The sequence below is a fragment of the Paenibacillus kobensis NBRC 15729 genome (genome assembly GCF_004000825.1).
Lineage (GTDB): Bacteria > Bacillota > Bacilli > Paenibacillales > Paenibacillaceae > Paenibacillus_T > Paenibacillus_T kobensis.
This window is the reverse complement of record NZ_BILZ01000004.1, coordinates 58,205-72,416: the sequence shown is the minus strand read 5'-3', so window position 1 is coordinate 72,416 and position 14,212 is coordinate 58,205. Positions and strand designations below refer to the sequence as shown.

The 14,212-nt window shown below is 50.5% G+C and carries 13 protein-coding genes; 9 read left to right on the top strand and 4 right to left on the bottom strand.

Annotation, left to right across the window (positions count from 1 at the left end):
- Window positions 1-15: 15 nt before the first annotated feature.
- The 5 genes from PKO01S_RS04595 to PKO01S_RS04575 all read left to right on the top strand — a co-directional run bounded on the left by PKO01S_RS04595 (window position 16) and on the right by PKO01S_RS04575 (window position 5,487).
- Window positions 16-1,122: a glycosyltransferase family 2 protein gene (locus PKO01S_RS04595; protein WP_164779478.1), complete on the top strand. Its 1,107-nt coding sequence runs from the start codon at window positions 16-18 to the stop codon at window positions 1,120-1,122.
- A gap of 51 nt (window positions 1,123-1,173) precedes the next feature.
- A complete protein-coding gene (locus PKO01S_RS04590) occupies window positions 1,174-2,292 on the top strand; it encodes a glycosyltransferase family 2 protein (RefSeq protein WP_127530127.1) in 1,119 nt (372 codons plus the stop codon).
- A 19-nt stretch (window positions 2,293-2,311) separates the two neighbouring features.
- Entirely contained in the window at window positions 2,312-3,232 is a 921-nt protein-coding gene (locus tag PKO01S_RS04585; RefSeq protein WP_127530126.1) for an ABC transporter ATP-binding protein, read from the top strand.
- 19 nt (window positions 3,233-3,251) lie between these two features.
- Window positions 3,252-4,406 carry an ABC transporter permease gene (locus PKO01S_RS04580; protein WP_127530125.1) on the top strand — a complete coding sequence of 385 codons (1,155 nt, stop codon included), beginning with the start codon at window positions 3,252-3,254 and terminating at the stop codon, window positions 4,404-4,406.
- A 112-nt stretch (window positions 4,407-4,518) separates the two neighbouring features.
- Window positions 4,519-5,487, top strand: coding sequence for a UDP-glucuronic acid decarboxylase family protein (locus tag PKO01S_RS04575; protein ID WP_127530124.1), 969 nt, complete (start codon window positions 4,519-4,521; stop codon window positions 5,485-5,487).
- A gap of 496 nt (window positions 5,488-5,983) precedes the next feature.
- On the opposite strand, the gene PKO01S_RS04570 is transcribed toward PKO01S_RS04575, so the two are convergent.
- The gene (locus PKO01S_RS04570; protein WP_127530123.1) at window positions 5,984-6,889 is read right to left on the bottom strand and encodes a LysR family transcriptional regulator; all 906 of its coding nucleotides are present in this window, start codon (window positions 6,887-6,889) and stop codon (window positions 5,984-5,986) included.
- 158 nt (window positions 6,890-7,047) lie between these two features.
- Window positions 7,048-7,809, bottom strand: a complete 762-nt coding sequence (locus PKO01S_RS04565) for a YheC/YheD family protein (protein WP_127530122.1) — start codon at window positions 7,807-7,809, stop codon at window positions 7,048-7,050.
- Between the two features lie 239 nt (window positions 7,810-8,048).
- On the opposite strand from PKO01S_RS04565, the gene PKO01S_RS04560 reads away from it, so the two are divergent.
- The 3 genes from PKO01S_RS04560 (at window position 8,049) to PKO01S_RS04550 (ending at window position 11,687) form a co-directional block, all read left to right on the top strand.
- Complete coding sequence (locus PKO01S_RS04560; RefSeq protein ID WP_127530121.1) at window positions 8,049-9,095, top strand: YheC/YheD family endospore coat-associated protein; 1,047 nt, start codon at window positions 8,049-8,051, stop codon at window positions 9,093-9,095.
- A gap of 148 nt (window positions 9,096-9,243) precedes the next feature.
- Window positions 9,244-10,311 (top strand): NlpC/P60 family protein, encoded by a 1,068-nt coding sequence (locus tag PKO01S_RS04555; RefSeq protein WP_127530120.1) that lies wholly within the window; start codon window positions 9,244-9,246, stop codon window positions 10,309-10,311.
- Between the two features lie 272 nt (window positions 10,312-10,583).
- The gene (locus tag PKO01S_RS04550) at window positions 10,584-11,687 is read left to right on the top strand and encodes a CapA family protein (protein WP_127530119.1); all 1,104 of its coding nucleotides are present in this window, start codon (window positions 10,584-10,586) and stop codon (window positions 11,685-11,687) included.
- 121 nt (window positions 11,688-11,808) lie between these two features.
- Here PKO01S_RS04550 and PKO01S_RS04545 read toward each other — a convergent pair whose 3' ends face one another.
- Window positions 11,809-12,327 (bottom strand): C40 family peptidase, encoded by a 519-nt coding sequence (locus PKO01S_RS04545; protein ID WP_164779477.1) that lies wholly within the window; start codon window positions 12,325-12,327, stop codon window positions 11,809-11,811.
- A gap of 474 nt (window positions 12,328-12,801) precedes the next feature.
- Here PKO01S_RS04545 and PKO01S_RS28670 point away from each other — a divergent pair, with 474 nt between their 5' ends.
- Entirely contained in the window at window positions 12,802-12,951 is a 150-nt protein-coding gene (locus PKO01S_RS28670; protein WP_164779476.1) for a hypothetical protein, read from the top strand.
- On the opposite strand, the gene PKO01S_RS04540 is transcribed toward PKO01S_RS28670, so the two are convergent.
- Window positions 12,944-14,128, bottom strand: a complete 1,185-nt coding sequence (locus tag PKO01S_RS04540) for a hypothetical protein (RefSeq protein WP_127530117.1) — start codon at window positions 14,126-14,128, stop codon at window positions 12,944-12,946. The two genes, PKO01S_RS28670 and PKO01S_RS04540, sit on opposite strands and share 8 nt — an antisense overlap.
- Window positions 14,129-14,212 lie beyond the last annotated feature (84 nt).

The following is a 14,212-nucleotide window of genomic DNA, read 5'->3' as shown; positions in this document are numbered from 1 at the left end:
GAAGGAGGAAATCGCTTGTATAAGTTTTCAGTCGTCATTCCCACTTATCAACGCCCGGAGCTGCTGGCGAATACGCTGAACTATTTGAACATGCAGGACCGTTATTTGGACGACTTGGAAGTCATCGTTGTCGATGACGGCTCCAAGGATGATGCGACACGGCGTCTGGCGACCAGCTTTCCGGCCAAATTCGATCTCCATTATCTCTACTTGGAGAAGGACGAGCATTCCTGTCGTTCCCGAACGAGAAACGAAGGCGCGAAAGCGGCCAAAGGCGAAATTGTCGTGTTTATCGATGACGATATACTCGTCCGAAGCAGCTTTCTAGCCGAGCATGCCCGTTATCATGAACAGTACGACCATTTGCTGGTGCTCGGTTACCGCCGTTATTTGGATCAAGAAACAACCCGGAGCTTAGGCGGGCTGCCTCTCAGTTGGGAGGAGCTCGACAATGGATCGACTCATGAATCCAGACACGGCTTGTTCCAGAAGCAATCGTTCAACATGAACCTGTTCGAGGATGCTTGGGTGCATGTGTACAGTGTCATTATGTCGATCAAAAGGAGCAATCTGGTCCGCAGCCAAATTTTGTTCGATGAGGATTACAAGGTGTGGGGAGTGGAGGATGCCGATTTCGGCTACCGGTTGTACAAGAACGGCTACAAAATCGTCGTCAATCCGGAGCTTGAAACCTATCATCAGTTTCACGGTGAATACCATAACGTCGTATTGAATTACGAGATGTCCCAGTTTCTGAAGACGAACGACCGTATTTTTCAGGACAAGCATGGCTTCTCGTATATTTATCGAATGCGAGACGTCTGGCGCGAGGCGGTCTTTAGAGGTTCGATTAATGAAGACGTCTCCCATGTGAAGCTGTATGTGCTTCGCGATAAGGCGAACGCAGAGACGCTGAAGAAAGAGCTGCTGTATGACATGGCCGTGAAATCCGGGAAATGTCTGATCATCTATGACGAGACGGATTCGAGCCTGGATCTATGGGTCCAAATGCTGCACGGTTCGTCTTCCAACTATCCGATGTATTACCCGTCGTCGAGTCCGTTGTCCGACGTTCTGGAGCCGCTTCGCCATAATGAGCAAGTGGACCGCGTCATCTATTAACAAATAAATAGAAGAGAAAACGATTCTAGTTCCATTGGGGGAATACGAGCGATGTATAAGTTCACGGTTGTCATTCCGACGTTTCAACGAACGGAGTTGCTTGCCAATACGTTGGCTTATTTGAACAAGCAAGACCGGTATACGGATGACCTGGAAGTGATCGTAGTGGACGACGGCTCTAACGACGGCGGCCGGACGCGGGATATGGTCAGCCAGTTTCAAGCGAGATACGATCTGAAGTATATCTATCTGGAAAGAATCCCAGACGCCTCCGCATCAAGAACGCGCAATGCCGGACTTGATATTGCAAGAGGTGATATCGTCGTGTTTATGGATGATGATATTTTGGTGCGCGAGAACTTTTTGACCGAACATGCTCGTTATCACGACCAGTATGACAGCCTGCTGACGCTTGGCCACCGCCGAAATTTGAACGAGGCGATAACGAACAGAATCAACGGTCAAACGTTCACAAGGCAAGAGCTGACGGAAGAGTCTTTCCCTGAGACTCGCATGCACATCCTGCAGTTGCAATCATTTAATTTGAACTCTTGTAAGGACGCATGGATTCACGCTTACAGCTTCACGATGTCGGTCAAGAGGAAGAACCTGCAGCGCAATGGCATTTGCTTCGACGAAGCCTACCAGCTGTGGGGCAGCGAGGATGTGGACTTCGGTTATCAGCTGTATGTGAACGGGATGAAGGTTGTCCTGAATCCGGAGATCGAAGTGTACCATCAATATCACGGTGAATATCATACGCATCCGACCGGATTGGACGACTCGAAGCTGAGGGAACTCAAAATCAACGACCAAATTTTCGAGGAGAAGCGCGGCTTTTCTTACGTCAAACGGGCGCACAAAGTAAGGGTCGAATCTGTTCGCAACAATCCATTCTTTGAGCCAATGCCTCCGACCAAGCTGTACGTGCTGCGGGATGCGGCTCAGGAGCAGGAGCTTCGTACGAGTCTGCTGCATGACATGGAGAAGGACCGTCACAAATTTTTGGTCGTGTATGACGAGAGCGGCTTGTCGAACATCGACTTATGGATTCAAATTACGAAGCAAAGCCCGTCATGCAAGCTGTTATATTATCCGGCGGACAACCCTGTAGCCGAAGTCGTTCGACCGCTTATGAACAAAGATGCAGTGGAGATAGTGGTCTTGTAACCAAATGGAGGGAAACATAATGACATCCGTTCTGAAAGTGGATCGATTGACCAAAATGTACGGAAGCAAGCAAGCGTTGGACGGTATCTCTTTCGAAGTGAAGGAAGGCAGCTGCTTCGGATTGCTTGGACCTAACGGTGCGGGCAAATCGACGACGATGAAAATTATTACGAGCATACTGGAGCCGACGAGCGGCAGCGCCGAAGTGTTAGGGTACGATATCCGCAAGCAAAGCGCGGCGATCCGCCAGCAAGTCGGGTATGTGCCGCAAGAAATTACGCTTCACAACAAGCTGACGGCCGAGCAAAATCTTGCCTTCTTCGGCGAAATGTACGGCGTTAAGGGAGCGACGTTGAAGGAGCGTATTCGCGTCGTATTGGAGCAGGTCGGATTGGCAGACCGGGGCAAAGATATGGTCGGTTCCTTCAGCGGAGGGATGAAGCGGCGGATCAATATTGCGGCCGCATTGCTCCATCGTCCGAAGCTCGTTATTTTGGACGAGCCAACAGTCGGTATCGACCCGCAATCGCGCAATCATATTTTCGAGATGGTACGGGAGTTGTGCCGCGAAGGCGTAACCTTGATCTACTCCACCCATTACATGGAGGAGGTCGAAACGCTGTGTGACGACATTGCGATTATCGACCATGGCCGTGTCGTTGTGCAAGGAGCACTCGATGAACTGCTGGAACGGTATACGACAAAAGCGGTTTATGTTGAAGGGATTGGTCTGGATGGCGCGCCTGAAGCGGAAGAGATCAAATCAGTGGTTCAAGAGGGCAAAGGCTGGCGTCTGGAAACCGACGAGCCGCTGCGTGTAATGAAAGCAGTCAGTGAACGATATGAGAAAACACGTGCCACGATTACGGCTCTCGAGATGATGCGACCGTCGCTTGAAAGCGTATTTCTGTCAATGACCGGCACCTCGCTGCGCGATTAAGAACGGGAGGAACAAGGATATGATTAAGAGTTTAATTTATAAAGAAGTTTTGGTCATTTTCAAGGAAAAGGGAACGTTTTTCTGGCTGTTTCTGCTGCCGATCTTTTTTATCGTCATTTTCGCATTGATTTTCGGCAATCAGAAGACGAGCCAGACGGTCCATTATTATGATGCCGATCGGACGGCTGCGTCTCAGCAGCTTATTGAAACGATGCAAAGCACTGCTGGCTTCGATCTGAAATACGACAGCAAAAAATCGTTGGACTCGCAGCTCGCAAGCTTGAAGAACGGCAAAATAACGGCGCTTCTCGTCATTCCGGAAGGGTTCGAGGCTTCCTTGAACGCTGCGGACGAAACCTCGCCTACGTCGTTGAAGCTCTACCGAGACGCCTCGGCCGACATGACGATCGGTCCTATTAAGGCGCTGTTGAACAACGTGGTGTCGATCTATAAGGATCAGAAGATTACGGCTGCATTGAAAGAAAGCGGTCAGACGGACGTCGAAGCAAGCGCGGCCATCGCGCCGCCGATTGAGATTCAAGATGTCGCGGAAAAAGCGTTCAAAAATGATTCCGTCACCCAGTATGTGCCGGGATATACGATTATGTTCGTCTTCTTCATTATGACGACGATGATTAACAGCTTTATGCGGGACAGAGGGAACGGCATGCTGTCCCGTCTTCGCAGCACGCCGATGCAGCCGATCCATTATTTGATCGGCATGTGGATTCCGAACATTATTGTCGTTATCGTGCAATGTACGGTCCTGCTTCTTTTCGGCAAAATCGTCTTCGGCATGCATCTAGGAAATCTGTTTGCTCTCTTCTCGGTCGTATTTATCTTGTCTATTTGCGCGACGGGATTGGGACTGATGATTTCGATGGTATCCAGCAACGAAAACATAGGCAATGCGTTCGTGCAGATATTCACGATGGGCGGCGCAATCGTCGGCGGTCTGTGGTATCCATGGGACTTGCTGCCGGAATTCGCAAGAAAGATCGGCGTGTTCCTTCCGCATCATTGGGCGCAGGACAGCCTCCAGAACATTATGATAAGGGGCGCGAATGTGGAAGACGTCTGGCAGGGGCTGCTTATTCTGCTCGCTTACGGCGTGGCAGGACTCGTCATCGCGCTGCTTCGTTTCAAGAAATTTATTACCTCTTCCGTAAGCTGATTGCCTCTCTGTCAGCCATGCACAACAGCCCGGTACTCATAAGGTACCGGGATTGTGTCGCGGAGACAGATACGGTTATGGATCGCATTATCTTATATGAGGAGAGTTGGGGATGAAGAAGAAAGCGATAATAACGGGGGCTGCCGGGTTTCTAGGGTCCCATCTGGTCAAGGAGTTGTTGAATGACGGGTTTCAAGTAATTGGCATCGATAATTTATGCAGCGGCAAGATCGAGAATATTGCGCCGTACCTGCATGCGCCGGGCTTTTCGTTCATTCGGGAGGATGTGGGACACCGGGATTTTGAGTACGACCCATTGTTCGACGAAGTCGATCATGTTTATCATCTTGCTTCACCAGCATCCCCGAAATTTTATCAAAAATATCCGATTGAAACGATCCAGGTCAATACGGTCGGTACCCACAATATGCTGGAGATTGCGAGAAGGAACGACGCTTCTTTCTTATTTACGAGTACGAGCGAAGCCTACGGCGACCCTGAGGTGCACCCGCAGCCGGAAGAGTACAGAGGGAATGTAAATACTTGGGGACCGCGGGCATGCTATGACGAATCTAAACGGCTAGGCGAGGCGTATTGCTATGAATATAACAAGCAGTTCGGTGCGAGAGCGAAAGTCGTCCGGTTGTTCAATACGTATTCGGCAGGCCTGCGCAACGACGACGGGCGCGTCATCTCGAATTTCGTCATGCAAGCGCTGACGGGTGAAGACATTACCGTCTATGGCGACGGCAGCCAGACGCGGTCGTTCTGTTATGTGGACGATACGATTCGCGCGTTGCGGTTAGCGATGGAAAAAGACAGTGCAACGGGTCAAATTATTAACATCGGCAATCCTGCCGAGTATTCGATCCTGCGAGTCGCCGAAATGATTAAATCTTTAACGAATTCGCGGAGCGAAATCGTCTTCATGCCGTTGCCGCAGGATGACCCGAAGGTGAGAAGGCCGGTAATTACGAAGGCAATTGAATTGCTGGACTGGTCGCCTAGAATTGAACTGGAAGAAGGGCTTATTCGCACGATTAACACCTATAAGAATCAATTGTGCAAAATCAGTATTTAATTGATCGCATTGATCAATTCCCTATGCGATGGCAGATGACAGGCTACTCATTCTGCTGTCGCATGGGGAGTCGATGTGCCGCGGCGTCAGCGCCGCAATTCCAAACCATTCGAATCGTCTTCAACGTATAACCCTCCAGTTGTTCCTCCAACTCCTCTACCGTAACATATCCGTTATGTATGCGTTTTGGTTACCGGCTAAATTGCCGCTCCACAAAAGAATTAATAGTCGTGCACAGTCTATTAATTCACTCTGTCACCATTCGGATTTCAATTAAGATGCTCGAATAGACTCTTAATCATCCACTTAAACGGCTTTCGATCACCAAACGAGCAAGTAAGTGACTTTGGGAGGCTCTTATTCGCTTGCGTACGGCAAGACCAATCAAATAAGCGCCCTTACGGGGCGCTTATTTGAACATTCTATTAATATCGAACATGGCGGATGTCGATAATCGGTTCGAACTACCGCGTAACGGGAGTTGGACGGTAAAGCCTTAAGTCCTTGACCCGATATCCTGCTGCTCGATCCGTTCGATAAACGCTTTCGCCGCGATCGATAGCGGGATGTGACGCAGTGTCATGATGCCGACCTTGGACGGCGGCAGCGCAACATCGAGCTTCACCTCGAACAACGATCCTTCCTCCAGCTCCTTCGCAACAAACTCTCGGGTGACGAATGAAATGCCAAGCCCTTTCCGTGCGAATTCGATCAACAAATCGACGCTTCCAAGCTCGATCTCCGGCTTCAGCTCGCAGCCTTGTTCGCGGAACAATTCAGTGACGGCCATACGGGCGCGGCTGTTCCGGGAGAAGAGAATAATCGGATACTGCGTGAGCTGCTCCATCGTTAGAACGCGGTCTCTCAGCTCGTTGAAGCGTGAGCCGGCGACGAAGCAGTCCTGGAGCTGTATGCCTTCCTTCACTTCCAGCTGCGGATCGATGATCGGCAGACGGACGACGCCAAGGTCGATGCTGCCTTCCTTCAACGAGCTGATGATCTCGGGCGTCGTTCCGTGCGTAAGATGAATGCCGACACCGGGATAATGCTCATGAAACGTCTCCAAATACGGAAGCAAATAGTGCTTAAACAGTGAATCGCTTCCGCCGATGCGAAGCTCGCCGGAATCCATGCTTTTGAACTCCGCCATCTTCTCTTCCGCTAGCGAGATGAAATTATAGGCTTGTTCGATATAAGAGAAAAGCACGTTGCCTTCCTGCGTCAGCGTGACGCCGCGCGCGTTGCGTGTGAACAGCGTGACGCCCATATGCTCTTCTAGCTGCTTAATCGCGTGACTGACACTAGGCTGCGTCAGAAATAAGGATTTGGCCGCTTGCGATAAGCTCCCGGATTTCGCAGCCAAATAAAACACTTTGTACAACTCGAAATTTATCATAGACATCGTTTATATCCCCTGTCGAATATATCGATTGTTTATATAACAATACCGCTATTATACTGGACAATCCCAATTCGCACCAGTCCAGTCCAGTATGAGCGTTTCGATTCGACGACGCAGTCTTATGAAGGCTGCGTCGTCTCAGGAGATAAGCTGCTTGCTTAAGCGCCGCTTGACCGGATCGATCTAGCCGAAGAAGCAATCTTAGCGAACAGGCTCGGATTCGAGTGATGGCGGAACAATTTGTAATGCGGCTTCGTATTGGCTTCGAGCAGCCAAATCTGACCTTTGGTATCAATCGCAAGGTCTAATCCGAGCTCCGTAATGCGAGGGAAGCTCTTCTTCATGGCTCTTGCGAACTGGCCGGACAGCTGCTTGATAAGCATCTCCCATTCATGGCTCTCTTCAATGGACAGCTCGAGCGCCTGATGCAGCTGGATGGCACGACCACCGCTGTTGTAATTCGTCACGATCTGATTCGCTGCTGCGACCTTCCCCATAATGCCGAAGAACCGCCAATTGCCGTCAGGTTTAATGTGAAGCAACGCTCGAAAGTCGATCGGCTTGCCTTTCAACCGGATCAGATCGATGCCTTGCTGCACGAGATATTGCTGGTGCCCGATCAATTGGGACAGCTTCTTGGCCGCATTGCGAACATCCCGGTAGGCGAAAGCGTTATCTGCGGTTCGAATCACATAGCCGCCGCCGTTCTCCTTAATGGTGGTGACCTTCATTACCCCTTTTCCCTGCATCCCCAAGTCAGGCTTAACGAACACCACTTTATACTTGTCGATCATATCGATAAAAGCCTGCTGGCTGAAGAGCATGGTATCGGGCAAATGGTCGCGGAGATTCGGATATGCCCAAAGCGCCTCATGCTTTAACCACTTTCTTCCGGGATATCTTATTAGTTTTGCCTTCATATGCAGGGATCTCCTCCGTTGCTTGATAAGCAGGTGCTCCTATTGTCCGGCATAGGCTGCCATCCACTACGTTGTATATCGTATTCGGGCACGGAATAAAGCGTACCAAGCATAGGCGTCAGTTCGGCATAGGCATCCGTCCATGCCTAGCGACGAATGTCCTTCATATTATAATGAAGAAATTCTAATGAGAAGTTCTCGCTAATCCGTAATCGAAAGGATCAGGTGACCGTACTGCAATGCATAACTATCTAGGCATTATGACGCATCGAGTCGCAAGTCCGAGCAAATATTACCGCCATCAGTCGTCCGCACAGGCAGAGAAGTTCGACGGCGTCATTATGTATACCCCGAATGGCGTTGATATGAAACGGAAGCAGGTGAGCGGGTACATCTATCAGGACGGCAGCTGGAAATGGAAGACGGTCGGGTTTCCGAAGATGAATATGGATATCGGATTTTATAACGAAGCGGACATGGCCAAGGCGACGAAGGTGAAAAAGAATCCGGCGCTCCGCTTTACGGGCTACGGTCTGGGCAACAAATGCCGTATTCAGAAGCATCTGGACGCCTCGGATTATTTAAAGCCTTACTTGCTTCCGACTGAGCAGGTGCAAACCTCGCAGCAATTTATCGCTTTTGTGCACAAGCACGGCAGCGTGATGCTGAAACCGATTAACGGCTGGGGCGGCAGAGGCATTATCCGGATTACGGAAAGCAAGGACCGCCGTTATCGCGTGCAGACGAACGGCAAGCCGGCGGCCGATCTGTCGCAAGCCGGTCTTGCTTCATATGTGAAGGGTATATTAGGGCAAGGCAGACATGTGATGCAGAAGTGGATCGACATACGCAACAAGGACGGCCAGGTCTATGATATCCGGGCATTGATGCAGAAGAACGGGGAGGGCAAGTGGCAGCTGACAGGCATGGCTGTACGCGAAGGCAAGAACGGAAGTATCACGTCGAATATTAAAAGCGGCGGCAATGCGCACGGCGTTCAAGAGTATCTCGAGAGTCAATTCAACGAGGAAGAGGGGCAAGCGCTGACGAGTTCGATCGTCGAAGTGGCCGAGTACATTCCTCCATACACGGAAAAATCATACAGATCTAGGCTGTTCGAGCTCGGCATCGATCTTGCAGTAGACCGAAGCGGCAAACTATGGCTAATCGAAATCAATATTAAACCCGGCAAATCGATTATGCACCGTGTTTACGGGCGCAAAGCGTGGGAGAAGTGCCTGCGGCATCCGTTCGAATACGCCCGGTTTTTAGCAAGTACAAAATGATGGATAAAGCGTGCTTTCAGCGTAAAGCACGCTTCTTTTTTATTCCAAAAGATTGCTTTGTAAGCACTGTTGGTCGAATCTACCAATAGTTCTGCCGTATTCTTCATGCTACTATGGTGATACATCCCAGATAGGAGTTGATTGTTGTATGAAGAAGAAAATCGTGGCTCTGACACTTGCGTTATCGCTAAGCGCTTCGGGAATGGCATTCGCTGCAACAACGTATACGACCTCTAGTGCTGTGACGAAGTACAATCAGTACATTAATGCAGACAGTTATGTGAAAGACGAGCTCTACAATGTAGCGGATTTCCGGACCAAATACGTAGGCATGAGAGGAACGCTTGCATATGAAGTGGTGGAACGGGCAATCTGGTATATGGAGAATGGTTACTTCGTTTACGGACATGGAACAGCCGCATACGGCAAATATGGCTACGAGGATTGCTCAGGCTTTACCAGCCTCGTATATGGTGACGTTGGATATAAAATCAGTGAATCTTCCGCGAGTTACAACTCGGTCGGCACGAAGGTAGCTGGCGTCGGCAAGCAGAAAGTTAACGGCAAATGGCAGCTGACAGGCATCGAGAACTTAAGAATTGGCGATCTTATTACATTCCAAGAAACCGACCATATTATGCACGTTGCCATTTATATGGGAACGAACCGCGATGGCCAGCCTGTCGTCATCGGCACGCGCGGCGATGGCAACCCAACAGCACTCGGCACGGTTGACAGTTGGCAATATTGGTGGGGCGAGAACTTCCATAGCGCGCAGCGCGTGTTGCCTGATGCGGCATTCACCGGAATGGCAGGCAAAACCGTGAAAGCGCCTACAATTCCTCAGAAGTATGTACTGCCTCCGCAAAGGGCAGTACCGACGTGGGGCGGAACGATTCCACCGATAACAGGAGATGGAGGGGCGACCGCTCCGCCGGCTACTACCACTCCGCCAGCAACGACTGCGCCTCCGGCAACGACGAACCCGGGTACAGGTTCGAGCGTAAGCCAGAAGCAGTATATCGTTACGAATAAGGGTTGGGTATCGTTGAAAGCAGGGCCGAAGTCAAGCAGCGCGACGGTTGGCCGTCTCGAGGTTGGGCAGAAGGCAGAGCTTGTGAAGAAAACGAATTCTTATTGGTATGAAGTGAAAGTAAACGGCAGCACCGTCTACATCACGACGAACAGTACATACACGAAGGTAGTTAAAGGTTAACAATAATTGTATGCAAGCAGGCATGCTTGTCTGGTGCAGAACGGAATACGAACCCGATTCGTATTCAGTCTTGTACGGGCAGGCATGCCTCTTGCTATTTCGGGCGGTGTTATGGTTACGGCCAGCATCTGCTGCATATATGCTCAAAAGATAGGCTCATTTCCCGATGCACGACGATCGCCTTGTTCATATGATAGGGTAATGGCCTTCTGCCCTCCGGGCGAGGCAGGAACCTCCATAGAGCCTGTATGCGCATAGAACGGAGTTGACTCATGAGCACGGACATTACGATATCTGCGGTCGGAGATTTCCTGATGAAGACGCGGATCATTAATTCTGCCCGGCTTGCCGGCGATAACAACTATTCTTTCGATAAAATATTCGAGCAGGTCGCTCCTTATTTGCGAGATGCGGATTATACGATCGGCAATTTGGAAACGACGTTCTCGGGAGCGGGACGCAATCCAACGAAAGCGATGATCGACAGAACATACTCCATCGTTAGGCGCAATCCGCGCACCAATTGGCCGATGTTTAATTGCCCGGACCAATTCGCGGACACGCTCAACAATCTAGGCTTTGATGTTGTATCAACCGCGAATAACCACTGCATGGATTGCGGCATAGACGGCTTGAAGCGGACGCTGGACGTATTAGACCGTGCCGGCATCGCACACACCGGGACGTACCGGACGGAGTCGGAATCGCAGCGTTTCCTCATCCAAGAAGTGAAAGGGATCCGTATCGGCGTTCTGGCGTACACGAAGACAACGAATAGAATTCCGGTCCCGTCGAAGCAGGCTTGGGCTGTCAACCTTATTCAACCAAACAAAATCGCAAGCGATATAAAGAAGCTGAAAGCGCAGAAGGTTGATCTCGTCATCGTATGCATCCATGTCGGCCGAGAATACAGCATGTGGCCTGTCGAACGCCAGAAGCAGCTTACTCAGCTTATGATTCGCAGCGGAGCAGACATTATCCTTGGGGCCCATTCGCACGTGATACAGCCTGCCTTGTTCTATCAGACGAAAGAGTCCAAGACGAAGCAGAAGTTCGCGATCTACTCGCTTGGCAACTTCGTATCGACTCGGCTGTACCGCAATGATCATACGCTGACAGGGTTGATTACGAGGCTGAGGATTCGGAAGGAAGACGACGGGACGATTCGGATTATGAAAGTGGAATGCATACCGACATGGGTACGCATATCGCGCGTCGGTCCCCGCAGCATATTCCGTGTCGTACCGCTCGGTGAGGCTGTGAAGAGCGATGCCGGCCGCAGGAGCGGCGAATGGGCAAGGATGAAGGCAAGCTACGAGCATGTGAAGAAGCATCTGAAGTGCCAGTGCGATGCGCCGGAGATCGTCGTTATATAATCCGGACAGGAGCATCTGCAATTAGAATCGAGATAGAGCACAGCGCAAAACAAGCCGCCCCGCAGCTCCGATTGGAGCGCAGGGTGGCTTGTTCGCGCTGTGCAGAGATCTGCACGGACGATTAATAGATGACGCGGCGCGCGCCGATATATCTCGTTTTCCAGTAGCTTCCGTTCAGGTCCGAAATAATAACGTCGTTCTTCGTGCCTGCGTTGTGAATGATTTTGCCGTTGCCCATGTAAATCGCCACGTGGCCGACATCGCGTTTATTGTTCGGGTTCAGCCAGAAGAAGACAAGGTCGCCCTTCTTCAGGTTCGACTTCGAGATGAGTTGGCCGACATTCGCTTGATCGTCGTCATCGCGGTTGACGAGCGTTACGCCGACATTGGCAAGACGGTATACAAGATACGTGTAGCCGGAGCAGTCCGTTTTGTAAGGCGCAACCTTCTCTTGACGCTGGGACCAGTGCACGTATTGAACTTTGCCTTTCAAGGACAATGCAGTTTGTACAACTTTCTCACGTTTAGCGTCAAGGGACGAGGCAGATGCAGCGTAGCTTGCATCGTGCAGCAATGCTGTAGCAGGAAGGCTCACGGCCATCATCGCAAGTGCGATTTTCGTTTTCATTCCTTGTTTCATATTGTTATCTCTCCCTTTGATTACGTTTTTGTTCGTTGGCATGTTTGTATTATAAGTTCAAGCCAAGAACGCAATAAATAATCAGAAATTGGCAAGGCAGAGAAAATGAGATATCCCGAATGGCGGGAATTCAAGCCCTACAACCGTTACACTCTAATTGTGTGAAAGCGTTAGCAAATTCTAAGGAAACACTCATCTAATTTTAAGTTGTTCTTTGGCTGTCCGTATGGTATAATGGCAACTTTTCTCGAAAAGTAAGGATGATCGCAAAAATGATACGGGTAATTGTAATTTTCACGCATTTTATTAGAAAGCAAGTTTGACTATGATCGATGAGTAAGAACTCTATTGAGACAGCCGAATGAAAGAAGGGAGCTGATCTGGATAGGAAGGGGAGTGAGCGGCTTCGGTTTGGCGGGCCAATTGAACGGAGCTTCATGGGAGCAAGAACATTTTGAATGGAGGAAATGATAAGTGAAGACACGCACAATAGCACATGCTTTGTCGCTGCTTGCCGTTGCAAGCAGTGTGGTTGTTCTGTTCTGGGTAAAGGAGAACAGCCGTAATACGGAACCAAACATTCGGTTTCGTTCCGTATTACGGCTGCTGGATCCTTCTAGCTAGCTGTGCGCTCGTTTGATCGGCTTTTGCCGGAATCAATATTGTGCAAACGCCAAGGAGCTGTTGTGGAATCACGGCTGAAGGTGAATCGGTACCGATCATTCCGCTGGGATCCGCCCTGCATCCGGTAAGCGATTGGAAGACTGACTTGTGCCGTCAATTGCTGATCCCATTCGTTCGATGGAGCGGCATGGCCTTGGTCTCGCTTTGTCGTGTCCCGGATCGATTCGAGCGTATCCATAGCGCGAAGGATGGATTCGATTTGCTCCTCCTGCATGCCGTATATGACTTGCCGAATAACGGTTCGGTCTTTATGGTTTAACCCTTCGATATAGCTTCGGGCCAGCATCGTCGGATCTGCTCCGTCCAGGTAAGGACGCAGATCTCCGGACGCTTTATGCACCATGAGTTGATGGGCCAGATCGGGCGTTTCGGATTTATGCGTCGTGCTGAGATAGAAATGAATACAGAAATGGCCGGAGAAATCATTGTCCGGAATGCCATCTCCGCCGTGCGGCATTCCGTTCATAGAAGCAGCGATCCAGTCCTGATCGGTTCGCACAAGGATTGCGCGCCGTTTCCATGTCCATTCCCCATCGAATATTTGCTTCATGATGCGGGTATCTTCTTTCGCAATCGGCTGAACGTCGGCGTGATCCGATCCAGCGCGGCGCTGAACGCGGAAGCTGAGACCCGTCTGTAGGTCAGTCACTGTAAATATCGTTTTGTTCGGGATGAGCTTCTTCGCTTCCTCCCATGCCAGCCTGCGTCCGTAATATTGACTGCGGACCGATTGAACCAGCGATATCAGAAGTTGAGACGTCTGCGGTGGTGGCGTGAGCAACTGGCGCGTCGTTTCATTCCATAATGCTCCGTCTTTCGTAAGTTTAAGCTCCGTTACGCTCGCGCCAATTCTAACGGTCAGATCGACATCCGGGCAGAGCGGCGGCTTCACGGCGGCAGATTGCCAATTCGTATGCTTCAGACCGCGTGATAAAGCTAAGCTGTCGACCATCAGCGAACTGGACAAGCCAGCCTGTTCTTCGACACGAACGGTTATCGTCAGACGAATCGGCTCTGCTGGCTTGGCGGCAGCAATCCGTTCATACGGTTCGAGCAGCGACAGCCAAATGACGGCCGCAAGGATAATGATTGCGCAGCCTCGGTAACAGGCCTTCACGCTATAATTTCACCTGCCTTATTGATCGTGTTAATGATGATCGGAACCTAAATCCGCTGTTTATTGTGTTCTGCCGATCCGCCT